At 66.2% G+C, this 15,673-nt stretch carries 6 protein-coding genes; 2 read left to right on the top strand and 4 right to left on the bottom strand.

Annotation, left to right across the window (positions count from 1 at the left end; genetic code table 11):
• A partial coding sequence (locus FLX08_RS38710; RefSeq protein WP_208761950.1) for a site-specific integrase occupies positions 1 to 782 on the top strand: 782 nt, incomplete at its 5' end.
• Positions 783 to 866: 84 nt separating this feature from the next.
• Here FLX08_RS38710 and FLX08_RS38705 read toward each other — a convergent pair.
• Genes FLX08_RS38705 through FLX08_RS43175 form a run of 4 tightly spaced genes read right to left on the bottom strand, consistent with a single transcriptional unit; the run spans position 867 to position 14,819 of the window.
• A complete protein-coding gene (locus FLX08_RS38705) occupies positions 867 to 1,724 on the bottom strand; it encodes a hypothetical protein (protein ID WP_142625236.1) in 858 nt (285 codons plus the stop codon).
• A 59-nt stretch (positions 1,725 to 1,783) separates the two neighbouring features.
• Complete coding sequence (locus FLX08_RS38700; RefSeq protein ID WP_142625235.1) at positions 1,784 to 2,047, bottom strand: hypothetical protein; 264 nt, start codon at positions 2,045 to 2,047, stop codon at positions 1,784 to 1,786.
• 60 nt (positions 2,048 to 2,107) lie between these two features.
• Positions 2,108 to 2,914, bottom strand: coding sequence for a hypothetical protein (locus FLX08_RS38695; RefSeq protein ID WP_142625234.1), 807 nt, complete (start codon positions 2,912 to 2,914; stop codon positions 2,108 to 2,110).
• A gap of 4 nt (positions 2,915 to 2,918) precedes the next feature.
• The gene (locus FLX08_RS43175) at positions 2,919 to 14,819 is read right to left on the bottom strand and encodes a DNRLRE domain-containing protein (RefSeq protein ID WP_142625233.1); all 11,901 of its coding nucleotides are present in this window, start codon (positions 14,817 to 14,819) and stop codon (positions 2,919 to 2,921) included.
• On the opposite strand from FLX08_RS43175, the gene FLX08_RS38685 reads away from it, so the two are divergent.
• A complete protein-coding gene (locus FLX08_RS38685) occupies positions 14,794 to 15,069 on the top strand; it encodes a hypothetical protein (RefSeq protein WP_142625232.1) in 276 nt (91 codons plus the stop codon). The genes FLX08_RS43175 and FLX08_RS38685 overlap by 26 nt on opposite strands.
• Positions 15,070 to 15,673: the final 604 nt, after the last annotated feature.

Genomic DNA, 15,673 nt, shown 5'->3' with positions numbered 1-15,673 from the left:
ACTATGTCGCGTCCATGGTGATTGCGGGCCTGGCCCCGGCGACGATTGACCAGGCCATCGCGTGCATCCTCAGCCGCCACGAACTGGCACACCAACCGAAGCCGAACACCAAGCCCGCTCGTCACGCGCTGCGCGGCTACAAGCGGCGGCTCCTGGATGACGGCTGGCGGCAGCGCAAGGCCCCGCCGATCCTGCCCGAGCAGCTGCACGCGATGGTCGCCGCGCTGCCGCGCACCGTGGCCGGCATGCGCGACCAGTTCATCCTGGTGGTCGGCTGGTGGATGATGGCCCGCCGCTCCGAGCTCGTCGCGTTCAACGACGTCGACCTGCGGTTCGTCAAGGAAGGGCTGGAGGTCTACGTCGCCAGCTCCAAGACCGACCAGGAGGCGCGCGGCACGGTGTGCCCGCTGCCGTACGGGCAGTGGGCCGACACCTGCCCTGTCCGCGTCACCCAGCAATGGCTTGAGGTCCTCGCCTCGCGCGGCGCCCGGGCGGCGGTCCTGCGCGACGTCGACCGCAACGGCCACTTCCGTGACCGGCTCACCGCCCAGTCCATCGACCTGCGCGTCAAGGCGGCCGCCAAGACCGCGGGCCTGGACAACCCGGGTAGCTACTCCGCCCACTCGCTCCGCGCTGGCGGCGCGTCGGCCGCCGCCGCCGGCCGTTCCATGCTGGCCATCGCCCGGCACGGCCGCTGGGTCGAGACCTCACCCGTCGTCCACGGATACGTCCGGGCAGCTGACATGTGGCGCGACAACCCCATGCGCGGGCTCGGTGTGTGATTTCTGGCGGCTGCACTTTCGGCGTGCCAGCCATCACTAATCATGTAGCTCGCTTTGAAGTCGCCGTGCCCGTTCGTCTCTCCGCTAGAGCACGGAGACTGCAGCAATCGGTCGTCGCAACCCCCTCCAGCCGCCGGCCGTCGCCGCGGCGCCAGATGCCAGGGCGTCCAGTGCCAGGTCGGTGCGCAGGTGATCGGCCAGACGCCAGCCGACGGTCATCTGGTGCTCGTAGGCGACGGCGATCGGGGCCAGGGCCAGCAGCGGCAGCCGCCCCGGCCGGACCGCGGCCGTGCTCGCCGCGTCGATGTTTCCGGTCAGCTTCGCCCACAGGGCGGTGTGCCGGGCGCCGGTGAGCTTGTCCCGCAACGGGTTGCCGGGCGACCCAGGCCAGCACCGGCTTGGGCGCGGTGGCGCGGGCCAGCAGGCCGGCGACCCACTCTCGCCGCACGGTCGCGCTGGCCTTCCACGCACGGTTGCCCTCGATGACCAGCCTCCGCTCAGGCTCGTTGGCCTGGCCGACGCGGCCGGACCAGACACCGGAGCGCCCGGTGCCGACGGTGTTTCCCGCGGGGCGTAGCCGTGCCGCTCGGGGCCGGTGCAGTAGGCCACCGGCGTCGCCGTCCCCCGGCTGCGCAGGAACACCCCGTGCCCCTCACAGGTGGTGTGCGTGTCGGGGTCGAAACCTTCGACAACAGCGGCCAGACGGGTGAGGGTGAGCGCCCCAGCCAGGATGTCGCCTGTAATGCGGATCCCAGCCTGCTCCAGCTCCGCGCGCACCCGGGCGCGCTCGGCCGCCTCGGCCCGCTCGGTGCGTATGTGCTCGACCGCGTAGCGGACCGTATGTCCCCAGCCGACTCTCTGGTGGATCTCCGCCAGGGCCTGCTCGTCGCCGTCGAACTCGGCCGGCAGCGTCAGGTCCTTCCGCGTCCAGTCGTGGTTCATCTGCTGAGCGGCCCCGATTACGGGACAGAGCCGTTCACTCTGGACAGGCCCGCCCTCGGCTACACCGTCACCCTCAAACCCGCCCCCTGACCAAACTCCACTCTTAACACGCCCCGGCGCCGCGCATCAGAGGATTCGCTGCCGCCTGCCCAGTAACTGACCGATTTTTGGATCAGCATCGCTGAACTCGACCAGCCACACAAGCGCTCGTAGCGTTCATCGACGCCTTCAAGCAAGTGTCCGGGCTCGAGCCAATCTGCCGTGTGCAGCCATGTCTCCTCGCGGCGCCCCTGCTCCTGTAGGGCGAAGCCCGCATTGGACATACCGCACACCCCGGCCATAGAGACCTGATCGACCCTCGTCAGCGCACCGAAAATAACTATTTAGGTTCCACATCTTCGGATATGGTCGCCATTCGGCCCGTCGGTCCAGCTCGTCAATGTTCTACCCAGCAATTCGGCAACTTTGAAGGACAGCGTCTCGGTATCGGGAGCAGTCTTCCCGACAGGGTTAAGCATGCCCCAGGAAGAGAAAAACGCTCCGTTCTTCCAGGTGGAGACATGACCTCCCGAGAAGTACTCGGACAGGCGACCCCCGAGCCTGGGAGCCCCAGCAAGAAGGCGGTTAGACACAAAAATATCGCCCAACCCTAGCGCTCCGCTCCTCAGCATCAAGGGAGTCGGCATGGACATCTCGATGCCGATAGCAGCATAGAGAGGGTCAACCTCCTCACATATACTGCGAGCCATATCTACGCATTTACCGGCCCACTTTTTCGCTCGCTTCTTCTCCGCCGTCGACTGGAGGTCGTCCGGGAGGCCCAGAGGCCCTGCACTTGTGACAAGCGAGACGGCATGATTACCAGCTTGAGTGGAAAAGTCGTAGGTGACGAACATCAGACCGAACTCTTTGTGTTGAAAACCAACTCGAATGGGGCGCAACTCCTGATCATTTCCGTTGACAATATTCCATATGCGTTCCGGGTGTGCTTCAATCTCTCGATAATCGACGCCCAGGTCACTAACCAAATGGAACTCTCTGCATCGCGGAGCGGTTCCAATGGTTTTGCTGAACGCAGCACCGGCGTTCACCGTCGAACTGCAAACGCGTGCAAAAAGCTCCCTCTCCCCCCTCTCACAGTAGAGACCAACGGAAAGATGTGGCGGTTCTGGGTACAATACGCTCTTCATTTGATCATTTCAGCAGGGTTAGTATACGGCGAAGCTGTTTATTGTTGGGAACGAAGGCCGTCATCAGGCGGCCATCAGATCGACTGAATTGAACGAAGAACCACTTGTCCTCCACCCGCATGAGATGACCATAAGTGTCGGTGGTTCCCGTTCTCCAAGGGACCACCTTATCACTCTTCATCGATCGCTCAATGAGCCCCTTCCACTCACCAAGCTTCTTCTTGTCCGGTTCGCCACCGAACCATTGACCGGCGTGACGGTCGAATGAGTGGTTCAGCCCGTGATCGTCGATCCAACGAGCAGGTCCGCAGATACCACCCGATGCGTTGTGAACAAGAACGTCTTCTCGGCCTGCCGTCACATGGTAGGCGTGAATGCTGGCAATAGTTAGGTTGTAGACGCGCTGATGATCTAGGTGGTAGCTCTGTGTGGCCAGGATCTGCAGTTGGACGCCGGCCGGGGTGAGTAAGTGCATCCCCGCCCTCAGATCCTTCGCGTTGAACCAATGCTCCTCATCGCTAGACCAGAACGGATGAAGGTCGGTAGCAAGGACGACGCCGGTCTCGACTCCCGCCGAACCGTCGGTATCAACGGTGACCGCAACGAGGTCTTTGTCGCCCTCACTGCTGATCAGCGCGACGACCGGCTTGGCTTCGGTCCTGCCGTTGATGGGGTCGGCCGCGAGCACCTTATCGCCGACCTTCACCAACTCGATGGGCTTGTGACTGCCGTCGGCCATGCGCACTTCTGTGCCAGGAACGAAGCTGTTGCACGACACAACTCCCTCGATACCGCCGGCGACCTTTTCTGCCACCTTTCCAAGTTTGGGGCCGAGCTTCTCAGCAGCTTTCGCCGCGAGGAGTCTTCCGAGTCCTACGGCGAGCTTCTCCCCAGGAATAAAGTTTGCCGCAAATAGGGCGCATGAAGAGAGGCTGCCGCTGGCGCAGCCCACCATGTCTTCGGCCATGAAATCAATGACCGAGTTGAATATGGCTGCGGCTCGCTTTGATCCTTCGCTTTGGGCGTTCGGGTCGTATCCAAGCTTCGCGACGACTTCTTCCCTTGCGCTCTCACAATCGGGGTTGCGCATACCGAAAAGGCACTGTCCGGTGTACCTCGCCAACAGACTGAGCAGTCGCCTTCGCTCCTTCTCCAGCGCCGCCGCTGCTTCCTTCGCCCGCTTCTCCTGTTCTTGGAGCCTCTTCTGGCATTCCTTGTCGCAGTACCCGGAGCCAGAAGGGGCCATGGACTCGAGTCCTGAGGGATCGGACCGTCCGATCGGATTGTTGCCTGCGTAAGCAAAGGGATTGGCCCACTGTGGTTCGCGCAGGTCAAGCAGGGGGTCTGGAGAGATGAATTTGCTGATGGCGGGGTCGTAGTAGCGGGCGGTCAGGTAGTCAAGTCCGGTGGAGTCGTCCTCGACCTTGCCGAGGAAGCCGTGGTCGGTGAAGGGGAGGTCGTCGGCGCCGCGGCGCTGGCCGAAGGGCAGGTAGCGTTCGCGGGATACCTTGCCCGTGGTGTCGCTAACGGCAAGTTGCGTTGACTCGTGCAAGCCGGACATCAGCCAGGTAACGCCGTCACCGCCGGTGCGCATGGCCACAGTGGAGCCGTCAGGGGTGGTGTAGTAGCGCTTGCCGGTGATGGCGCTGCCGTTGACCTCGATCTCCATAGAGCCGAGGTACAAGGTGGCCTTGCCGCCGGGGTCGCGGCGGATCAGGCGTTCACCGTCAGCGTCGTACACCATGGTGGTGTCCTGGCCATTGATGGTGGCCTTGTCCAGTTGGCCGAGCTCGTTCCAGGTGAAGCTGCCGGCCTTGCCGCCGACGGTGCGGGAGGTGAGCTGGCCCGCAGCGTCGTAGGCGTAGGTGTCGGTGCCGCCTTGCCCGGTGATGGAGCTGACCGCGTTCGGCCGAACGGCCGAGCTGCCCGGCTGGGGGTAGCTGTAAGCGTCGGTCTGCCCGCTGTTGGTGAGGCTGGTGATGTTGCCGACGGCGTCGTAGGTGTAGGACTGGGCGTAGGGGTCGATGCCCTGGTTGTCGGCGGTGGCCGTGCTGGTTCCGCAGGCGGTGGCGGTGGTGGTCCAGGCCTGGGACAGGCGGTGCAGGCCGTCGTAGGTGAAGCATTCGTACTGGCCGGTGCTGCCGCCGCTGGCTGCGGCGGCGTCGAGGATCTTAGTGATCTCGCCGGAGGGGTCGTATTCGTATCGGTCGTCCTGCGCCGTTACGGGGCCGCTGGTGTCGGCCTGGGTTCTGGTGCGGATCCGGTCGAGCCAGCCGGTCGCTGGATTCCACTCCAGCTCTCGCTTGATCTTCCCGTTGGCTCCATAACTCCGCTCCTTGAGCCGACCAGTGGAGTCGTAGGTGGTGGAGCCGACGTAGGTGAAGCCACCGCCGAGGTTGGAGGTCATCGCTTGGGGGAGGTCCAGGTCCGTGTAGGTGGAGGTGAGGGTTTCGGCGGGGAGGCCGCCGGCGGCGGGCATCGTGTATGTCTCGACCTGCCCGGTGAGACTGTAGGTGGTGGCGAAAGCGTACGTGCCGGCTAGCAAATCTTCAGAGGAGGGAATCGTCAAGGTCGATCCGAGCGGGCGGCCCATCCAGTCGTAGCCGGTCACCGCGTCGATGTAGGCGTTGCCGTTGACATAGCGGGTCGCAGAGGTCAGCTCGCCTTTACCCTTGTCCACGGTGTCGTAGGTCCATTCGGCCAGCTTGGTCCCGCTGTCGCGCTCCCCGGACCAGATGGCAGTCTTCCGGCCGAGGTCGTCATAGGAGTAGGAGACTTTCTGGCCCTTGCCGTTTGTCGACCACAGCAGCCGACTGGCCTTGTCGTATGCCTGCTGGGAGTCGCCGGCGTCGGGGTCATGGGATGCGGTGCGGCGGCCGAGCAGGTCGTAGGTGAAGGTACGGACGTTGCCGTTGGCGTCGACCTGTTTGGTCATCCGTCCGTCGCGGTCGTATTCGTAGGTGGTGTCGTAGTGCTGTGCGGCCTTGATCTCGACCGATTGCCAGGAGGTCCAGTCGGAAGTGGCTGCGCCGCGGGTTGCACGGGCGCGCCAGCGGATCTTCCATCCATCCCTCAGTGTCCCTGTGGGGATGGTGACGGCGGCATCGTTACCAGAAGAGATCCCGTTGACTGTGGTGGTCCAGATCTGGCCGGTGCCGTGGAGGGTGTCGGCAGGGTCGTGTTCGACCTGGAACTCCGCGCCCAGCTGGCCGCCGACAGGTGTGCTGACCTTGGCGATCAGTACGGGTGTCAGCGTGTTGGTGGTTCCGTCCTTGACAGGCTGGGTGCGGGGCTCGTCGACTGTGAGGACTTGGGAGCCATCGACGACGGTCAGCTGCTGCCAGTCCGACCAGGCGGAGGTGCCCCCAGCAGTGATGGCGCGGGCGCGCCAGCGCACCAGCCACCCATCGTTCAGCTTGCCGTCGGGGACGGTCGCGGTTGCCTGGGTGCCGGAGGTGACGTCGTCGACTGCGGTGGCCCAGATGCTGCCGCTGCCTTGGCCTTCGGGGGCTGCGGGGTCGTGTTCGAGTTCGAACTCGGCCCGTACCTTGCCTCCGGCGGGATCGGTGACCTGGGCGAGCAGTTGCGGGGTCAGCGACGCGCTGGTTGTCTTGCCGTCGACCACTTCGGACGGGGTGACCTGCAGGGTACCCAGCACCGGGTCGGGCTGATCGACGCGGACGGTCCGCCAGTCCGACCAGGATGAGGCGGTCTCACCGGCGACGGCGCGGGCGCGCCAGCGCACCAGCCAGCTCTCACTCAGCGTGTCTGTGGGGACGGTGACCGCCGCCTGGGTGCCGGCGGGAACATTGTCGACCGCGCCGACCCAGATCTGCCCGGTGCCCTGGTCTTCGGGGGCGGCGGGGTCGTGTTCGAGTTCGAACTCGGCCCGCAGGGTGCCGCCGGCGGGGTTGGTGACCTGAGCGCGTAGCTGCGGGGTCAGCGACGTGGCCGTGGTGGTGTTGTCGACGACCTGGGAGGGGGTGATCTGCAGCGCGCTCACCCCTGGCTCCGAGGGGATGTTTGCGGCGTTGACGGTGGCGGTTTGCCAGTCTGACCAGGCGGAGGTGACCTGGGTGGTCGTGTTGACCGCGCGGGCGCGCCAGCGTATTCCCCAGCCGTTGGACAGGGCTCCGCCGGGGACGGTGACCGACGCCTGGGTGCCGGAGGCGACGTTGTCGGCGGCGCCGGTCCAGATGCCGCCGGTGCCGTGGGCGGTGTCGGCGGGGTCGTGTTCGACTTCGAATTCGGCCCGTAGCGGTTGCCCGTAGGCGTCGGTGACGGTGGCCAGCAGTTGCGGCGTCAGCGACGACACCGCGGTCTTCCCGTCGACGGTCTCGGCGGGGGTGATCTGCAGCTGGGAGACGGTAGCGGCCGGGACCTTCACCGTCAGCGCCTGCCAGTCCGACCATGCGGAGGTGTTGGATCCGGCGGCTACCGCGCGGGCGCGCCAGCGGACCTTCCACCCGTCGCCGAGCTTCCCGGCGGGGACGGTGAGGGTGGCCTGGGTGCCGGAGGCGACGTTGTCGACCACCGGGTCCAGCACGGTGGTGATGGTGGCGGTCTGCCAGTCCGACCAGGACGAGGAGGTGGAGGTGCCGGTGTTGGTGGCGCGGGCCCGCCAGCGGATGTGCCACCCGTTACTGAGCTTCCCGGCCGGGACGACGGCGGGGGCGTCGTTGCCGGAGGTGACGCCGGCGGAGCTGCCGGTCCAGATCTGGCCGGTGCCTTCTGCGGTGTAGGCGGGGTCGTGCTCAATCTCGTAGTCGGCCCGCAGGCTCCCACTGACGGTGTCGGACACCGTGGCGTGCAGAGTCGGCGTCAACGACGACACCGCACCCCCGCTGACCGGCGTGATCGACAAGTTGCCGAGCGTGGGGGACGACGTCGGCAGCGAGTAGGTGACGGTCAGCGTCGGCGGCTGCGCCCCGCTGCGGGTGGCCTCCATGGAGTCGTATGTCCGCCAGTCTTCGGCTCCGCTTTCGTCAACGGCGCGTAGCTGCACGCCGTACTGTGGCTCGCCTGCGGCCCAGTCCTGTGCCATGGCGGTGATGTCGTAGGTGATCGTGCCGCCGTTGTGGTCTGGGCACCAGTCCATGTCGTAGGCGTCCTGGCGGGTTACGGCGTCCTCGCTGGTGGTGCTGGGCTGGCGGTTCCAGGTGATGGTGTAGGCGTCCCAGGCGGCGGTGACCCTCCTGGCCTGGATCCCCGAGCCGAACGCCCCGCACTGGGGGGCGTAGTAGTTGAATAGCGACAGCTGCGCCTGCGTTACCGACTTGCCCACCAGCGCGGAGGTGTCGAACTGCAGGTATCCCCGGGAGATACCGATCTCCCCGGAGTCGAGCGTCCCGGAGCCGACATCGAGATATTCGTCATCCCACCAGGAGGAGTAGCGATCCCAATCGCCGACGTAGGTGTCGCCCTGGGTGTACAGGTTCACCGTCGGGTCCACGACCACCGGAAACGAGGTTGCGGGGTCGGCAAGGAACGCCGCGTCCGGGGTGAGTTCCAGCACCTGGTGATCACCTTCACGGTTCAGGCGAGTGGCGATGCGCCCGCTGCGGGCGCGGTGCCCCTTGTTCGCCTTCGCCGTGGTGCCTGCACCTGACGTGGCGTCCTCGCCAGTCTTGGCGTCTTTCGTCTTCCCGGACCGGTGGAGCTGGGGATACATGACCGGTTGGGCCACCGGGGCGACCAGTTTGCCCGCGCTGTCGGTCAGCGTGAGCCGGCCCTGGCCGTCTTGTTCCAGCTTCCACCCAGTGGTCTTCACTCCGATCCGGTAGTTGAGCTGGGTGGTGGGGCGTTCGCGCAGCTCGATGTCGTGACGGACGCCGCTGGGCAGCACCGTCACCACCAGGTCCGCACCCGGACCAGCCGCATCGACGTAACGCGCCTTGTTCCGCTCAACCGTCGGCGTGGGTAGTGGGGTCGGCCAGCTCAGCGCAATCGAGTTGCCCGCCTCATCAGCCACAGTGGCGAACGGCCCATCCCCACCGGCAGACACCGTCACAGCAGGCCCGGCCTTAGGCACCAAGGCGCCGTCCTTCTCCACCAAACTGGTGTCGATCGGCACCCACACCTCGCCCCGCTTGATCCTCGCCGGACGGGTGCTAACTGTCGTGGTGAACGTCTTGCCATCCGGATTGGCCACAGTCGAACTCGTCGCCGAGGCCAACCCCGACACCTCAACCGGCTTACCCGACCGCTTCGCCTCAACCGACGCACCCACGCGCGCGTCCTGCACCTGCGCAGGCGACTCCTTCACGGCCGGCGCACTCGCAGCAGAAGCGGGGGCGGTGACAGCCGCCGACTTGGCGGCAGCCGCCTGCGCGCCCCCGATGGTCCAAATGCTGCCGGTGCCGTGGGCGCTGTCGGCCGGGTCGTGCTCCAGCTCGAACTCCACCCGCGATGCCCCGGCGTCGGGTGTGGTGACGCGGGCGGCCAGCGCGGGGGTGAGGGTGGAGGTGACCGTCTCCGCCGACAGCACCTGCGACGGGGTGACCTGCAACTGGTCCACCAGCGGGTCCGGCACGCTGACGATCGTGGTGTTCCAGGCTGACCAGGACGAGGAGACGGAGGCGCCGGTGTTGGTGGCGCGGGCCCGCCAGCGGATGTGCCACCCGTCGCTCAGCTTCCCGGCCGGGACCACCGCGGGGGCGTCGTTGCCGGAGGTGACGCCGACGGAGCTGCCGGTCCAGATCTGGCCGGTGCTTTCTGCGGTGTAGGCGGGGTCGTGCTCGACTTGGTAGTCGGCCCGCAGGCTCCCGCTGGCGGTGTCGGAGACGGTGGCGTGCAGGGTCGGCGTCAGCGACGACACCGCGCCCCCGGTGACGGGGGTGATCGACAGGTTGCCGGCTGCCGGAGAGGACGGCAGCGCGTAGGTGACGGTCAGCTCCGGCCCCTGTACCTCGCCAGGGTAATCCTCGGCGAGCTCTGAGGAGTCGTAGACCCGGAAGTCCTCCTCCGCGCTCTCGTCAACACCTCGTATCTGCAGGCCGTATCGGGGCTGGCCGGCGGCCCAGTCCTGGGCGATGCCGGTGACATCCCATGTGACCGTGATACCGCCCATGCCGTTGTCGGGACAATAGTCCTGGCTGTAGGCGTCCCGGCGGGTTACGGCGTCCTCGGTGGTGTAGGTCGGCTGGTTGTTCCAGATGAGGGTGTAGGGGTCCCACGGGGAGGTCACCCTCCTGGCCTGAATGCCCGAGCCGTACGGCCCGCACTCGGGGGCATCAAAGTTGAACAGCGACAGCTGTGCCTGCGTCACCGTCGTGCCGGGCAGGAATGCGGTGTCGAAGTTGAGGTAGCTGCGCATGATCTCGTCGTAGCCGGCGCCGGCGTAGAGTTCGTATTCCTCGGCGTGGATAACGGTCTTCTCCCAGGTGGCGACGTAGGTGTCGGCTTGCGGTGAAAGGTCCACGGTCGGGTCGACGGTCACCGGGTAGGTGAGTGTGGGGTCGGCCAGGAAGGACGCGTCCGGGGCCAGCTCCAAAACCTGGTGGTCGCCTTGCGCGGTGAGGCGGGTGGTGATGCGGCCCGTGCGCCGGCGCGGATCCTTGGCCTTACTCTGGGCGTCCGCTTTCACGTTCGCGTTGTTGCCGGCCTGGGCGTTTCCCGCCTTCTCGCTGCGGGTGGGCTTGGGATACATCACGGGTTGGGCCACCGGGGCGACCAGCTTGCCCGCGCTGTCGGTCACAGTGAGCCGGCCCTGGCCGTCCTGCTGCAACTTCCACCCGGTGGTCTTCACGTTGATGCGGTAGTTGAGCTGGGTCGTGGGACGTTCCCGCAGTTCGATGTCGTGACGGACGCCGCTGGGCAGCACCGTCACCACCAGGTCCGCACCCGGACCAGCCGCATCGACGTAACGCGCCTTGTTCCGCTCAACCGTCGGCGTGGGTAGTGGGGTCGGCCAGCTCAGCGCAATCGAGTTGCCCGCCTCATCAGCCACAGTGGCGAACGGCCCATCCCCACCGGCAGACACCGTCACAGCAGGCCCGGCCTTAGGCACCAAGGCGCCGTCCTTCTCCACCAAACTGGTGTCGATCGGCACCCACGCCCCGTCCCGCTTAACCCTCGTCGGACGGGTGCTGACCGTTGTGGTGAACGTCTTGCCATCTGCATTGGCCACAGTCGTACTCGTCGCCGAGGTCAACGCTGCCACCTCAACCGGCTTACCCGACCGCTTCGCCTCCGCCGACGCCCGGGTGCGCGCGTCGTCCTGCACCTGCGCAGGAGACTGTTTCGCGGCCGGCGCATTCGCAGCAGGAGCGGCCGTCGGGTCGGCCGTTTGCGCAGGCTGCGCGGTCTTGGCGGCGGTGGCGGGCGAGGCTGTCGATGCGGAGGCCGGCGCCACCGGCCCTGTGACAGCCGCAGCCGCGGTCGTCTGCTGGCCGCTGCCTCCGCCGCTCAGCCATTCTTCGATCTTGGTGACCTGGTCGGCGGCGTCGGTGTAATACACCGTCTTACCGCCTACCGGCGGAATCACCTCGTACTTGTCCGCGCCCAGGTAGTTGGTGGTCGTACGGCGGAACTCCGTCGCGCCGGTCGCGCTGGTCGTCATGTCTATCTGGGCGGTGACTCGGCCTAGCCGGTCGTACTCCTGCTTGGACCATTGCGGAACCGAGCTCCATGCGGGGTTCAGCAGACCTGAACCCGGCGCGCTGCTGTTGTAAACCGGTCCGGAGGTCCGCTCGGTCAACCCGCGCCCGTTGTAGGTGGTGACCTGGACGATCCGGCCACCTGCGGGTGAGGCGGTCTGCACCTCACGCTGGCGGCCGAGGCCGTCGCTGTAGGTGTAGTTAGAGGTGTACGTGGGGGTTCTGGTGCGGGCGCCGGACTGCAGGTGAGACACCGTGGTCCGGGATGGCTGGGTGGCGGTGAGGGTGTAGGCGACCTTCGCCGCGGGGGGATTGTCGCTGTGGTCGGTGTCGTCGTCGGCGGGCTTGGGCGCATCCGGGCTCCACAGCTGCAGCGTGCGGCCCAGGACGTCGTAGTCGATGTTGACCTTGTTGTTGTTGGCGTCGAGCATGCCGACCGGCTGGCCGTTGTACTGGGAGGACCAGGTGGTCACTTTGTGCCCGAGCGGGTTGGTGACCGTCACCCCGTTATTCGGCCAGCCGACGGCAGGAGCGTAGGTGGTGGTGGTCGTTTTGGGGGATTGCTCGGACGGCTCGGTCGTTGTGAGCGGCCGGCCGTAGCTGTCGAAGGTCGACTTGGTGGTCGAGTAATCGGTGGCGGTGGAGTAGGCGCGGATTTCGGTTGCGTTCCCCCGCGTCGGGGTATTGGAGGCTGGATCGGTCGCCCCGTCATACAGAGTGACGCTCCGGCTCAGGAGATCTCCGGCCGCGCAGTTGTCGCCCGCGTGTTTCTCTTCCGACGCCTTATAGTTCAGCATCCACGTCGTGGCGTTCCGGGCGTAAGTGATCTTGGTGCAGGTGTTGTCGGATGCGGTGCTGGTGTCGCCGTAGTCGTTGACCGTGTCCGGTAGGCCGTCGGAGTTGTAGAGGGTCTTGGTGTCGGTGTAGCGCCACCGAGTGGTGGCCTTCTCCCGGGTCACCTCTCGCGACTGGTCCACGCGAGAGGGGTCACGCGTGCCCGGGCCGGTGCCAGTCACCGTCACCTTGTACTCATACCGCGTGGAGGAGTTCTCCCCGTTGCTGTCGAACGTCTGCTCCTGCAGGGTGCGCCCGTTCAGCTCGATGCGATCCGAGACCCTGTTGCCGTCGAAGTCGGTCACAGTCCGGTTCAGGCCGCGGAAGAACGTGGCCGAGGTCGTGCTGATGTCAGAGGAGCCGGACCCGCCGCCGACGGTCGTGGTCACCTGACCGTAACCGCGCCATTCGGTGTAGTCCTCGGGCATGAGCGGGTCGCGCAGGGCCAAGGGGTTGTCGGGGATCGCCCAGCCTGGATCTTCTTCGTAGGAGTAGCTGGTTACCTGGCTGGGTGAGCCGCCCACCATGTCGATGTCGGTGACCGACTTCACCAGCCACTTGGCGTAGACCTCGCCGTAGACGTACTCGTCCCCGTTGATAAAGTCGTAGCTGGTGGTGATGAAGTAGCAGTCGTAGCCGGAGTCGTCCCAGATGTCGGTCGGCGGGTACTGCGCCATCTCCGGGCAGGGGTTTTGCTGGTCGTACTCCACCTCGCTGCGGCCGCCCAGCCCGTTGTTCACCGCGTTGATGCGGGGGAACTCCGCCGAATCCAGCTCAATGCTGACGGCATTGTCCAGGTAGATCGCCTCGAACGTGGTCGGCGGCAGCGCGATCTGCGTTCCGTTGCCGCCGGCCAGGCCGGTCTGCTGGATGGAGTCCAGCCACAAGATGGGGTACTCGTCGCCGTTCCAGCCGCCGCCACTCAGCCACTGGTAGGACAGGTTCCACCGGGTGACGTTCTCCCAGTCGCCGTTGGTGCCCGGGATCAGGGTCTGGGTGGTGATCGAGGTCAGCTTCCGGCTGGTGTAGAACACTGGCCCTTTCCCGAACAAGCAGTCTGAACCGCCGTTTCCGTCCTCACAGCGCTCCGGCTCGTCGGTGATGCCGCCGGAGGCCCGGTTGGAGGTGGTGAACCGGATCCGCGCGGTCGGACGCGAGTTCGCTACGTTGACGTTGTGGCCGTAGCTCACCTCGGACACGTTGACGGCCCTGTCGTACTCCGGATCGCACGATGATTCAAAGAAACCCAGCGCGACCGTGCAGTAGAAGTCCCATTCCTTGTCGTAGGAGTAGTCGATCACGTTGCCGTTCGGGTCGACCTCCCGATCCAGCATCCAGCGCCAGGGCTTCTCGCAGAGCTGCTGGACACTGTCCTCGCCGCTGCCGGGCTCGGGGTAGTACTGATAACAGGGCTCGCCCTCGTCGTCGCCGATGAACGCCATCGTCAGCGAGGAGTCGGTGTTGTAGCCGAACCGGTAAACCGTGCCGTCCTGGGTAGTGATCCGCCACCACGACTGCGACGACATCGGCTCGATCTTCCAGCCGTAGTCCTCGACCGTCCGCCACTTACCGGAGGTGTCTTGAACGATGTCGGTAGAACGGCCGTCCAACGACAACGTCAGCTTGGAGGAAGCCCGATCTCCATACGGCGACTCCCAGCACTTGTCCGGCCACCCCTCTTGCGCGGTGTTGTACCAGCCCCCGTACGCCTTCGCATACCCCGAACACGACACGAACGACCGCTCGATGAACCCGGTGTTCAACTCCCAGCCAATCCCGACCAGGCCCGAGCCGTTGTTGGTCTGCGAGGTCAGCGAATCCACCGCCGCTGAGGAGTACTGCAACGCCAACTGCGGGGCGTCTCCGGACGGGGCCGGCGGGGCGGTGATCGGGTAACTGTAGGTGAACGCCCCGCCCGACTGGCCCGCCTGCCACGTCCCCGACGGCTTCAACGGCGACGCTGAGAAATCGCCCACCAGCGACCCCTCTGCTGTCGCCGCAGTAGAGGCCGCCACGGCATAAACGAACCCACCGGCGGAACCCGCAGCAGTGTCGCCGCCGGCAGCGGCCGCAGTCCCAGCCGAAGCGTTCGCCGAAGGCGTGGCCTGCACCCCACCGGTTCCGGTGCTGCCGACAGCGGCCGGGGAGGTGCCGCCCGCCACGGGAGCGACCTCGACCTCGGCCGTCAGATGACCGGTCTTCACATCGTTGACGACCGGCAGCACCCGCTGCTGCGCCGTTCGCTGCTTTGCGCACTCGGCCGTCAGCGGCTGGGCCAGCACGCACGCCGGCAGCCGCACCAGCGTCAACCGGGAGGCGAACCCACCCCCGCCCGCACCGCGGAACGACGAATAATCCACCGTGACCTTCGCCGCCGCCGGAGCCGTGCCACCGTCCGCCCGGGTCAGCTGCAGCACCATTCCGACACCGCCGACCTTGCGGGCCACGGTGTTGTCGAACGTCTTCACCGTCACCGACGCCGGAGGCTGCCTCACCGGTTCCTGCGACGGCACGACCTTCGGCAGCCTTTTACCCCGCGGCGGGGACGCCGGCTTCCTGCTCGAGGGCGACGCGCCCGGCGACGGCGTGGCGCTCGCTTTCACGTCCGGCGCGGCCACCGTCACCGGCAACCCCGGCACGGTCGCAGCCTTTCCCGCCACCACATCCACCCGCACCGACCCGCTCTTCGGCCACTCCGGCGCCGGAGGCTTCTTCGCCGGATGAGACGCCTCCTCACCCTTGACACGAGGAGTCGGCACCGCGACCGGACGGCTCTCCACGCTGCGTTCCTGCTGCGGCGCCTCCACGGCGGCGCTGGCCGGTGTGACCAACCCGTCCGGCACGCCGACCCCGGCAACGAACACACCGAGGACGACGACCGCCCCGACCCACCGCCGTGAGGAACGACGGTGAACTGTGCCGGACAGCAGTTTCCGGGCACGCGAAATCGGCACGCCGAGCTCCTCCGCACGCAAAGCGAAGCGTGCGGCAGGCATGGCCGCTCGCCCCTATAAAGCCGAAATAAAAAGACCAAACGGGATCATGCGAGCCCTGACAACCCCAGGTCAAGACCTACTTCGCATCTGGATCGTCACGTGCCGTTATCTAGACGACAGCTAACATTCCCGCCCATTACGTCCCATCAGGCACGTTCCAAACACGAGGAACTGACAGCGAAGCGAAGCGTGCGATTTACATCACATCGCCGAAGTCCTCTTGACAGCGAGAACTACAGGAGGCGTAAGTACCGGTAGTGCCCACGACGCTGGAGACTCACCCTCACCCGGCACAGGCCCCCTGAACGGGGTCGATTACCAGTCGGGCCTGT

The organism is Microbispora hainanensis (assembly GCF_006874475.1).
Lineage (GTDB): Bacteria > Actinomycetota > Actinomycetes > Streptosporangiales > Streptosporangiaceae > Microbispora > Microbispora hainanensis.
The sequence above is the reverse complement of the archived record's forward strand: the minus strand, read 5'-3'. Positions and strand labels throughout refer to the sequence as shown.

Bases quoted from the DNA above. Each gene is read 5' to 3' on its own strand.
- FLX08_RS38705 (WP_142625236.1), bottom strand. From the start codon at position 1,724: ATGAACCACGACTGGACGCGGAAGGACCTGACGCTGCCGGCCGAGTTC.
- FLX08_RS38700 (WP_142625235.1), bottom strand. From the start codon at position 2,047: ATGTCCAATGCGGGCTTCGCCCTACAGGAGCAGGGGCGCCGCGAGGAG.
- FLX08_RS38695 (WP_142625234.1), bottom strand. From the start codon at position 2,914: ATGAAGAGCGTATTGTACCCAGAACCGCCACATCTTTCCGTTGGTCTC.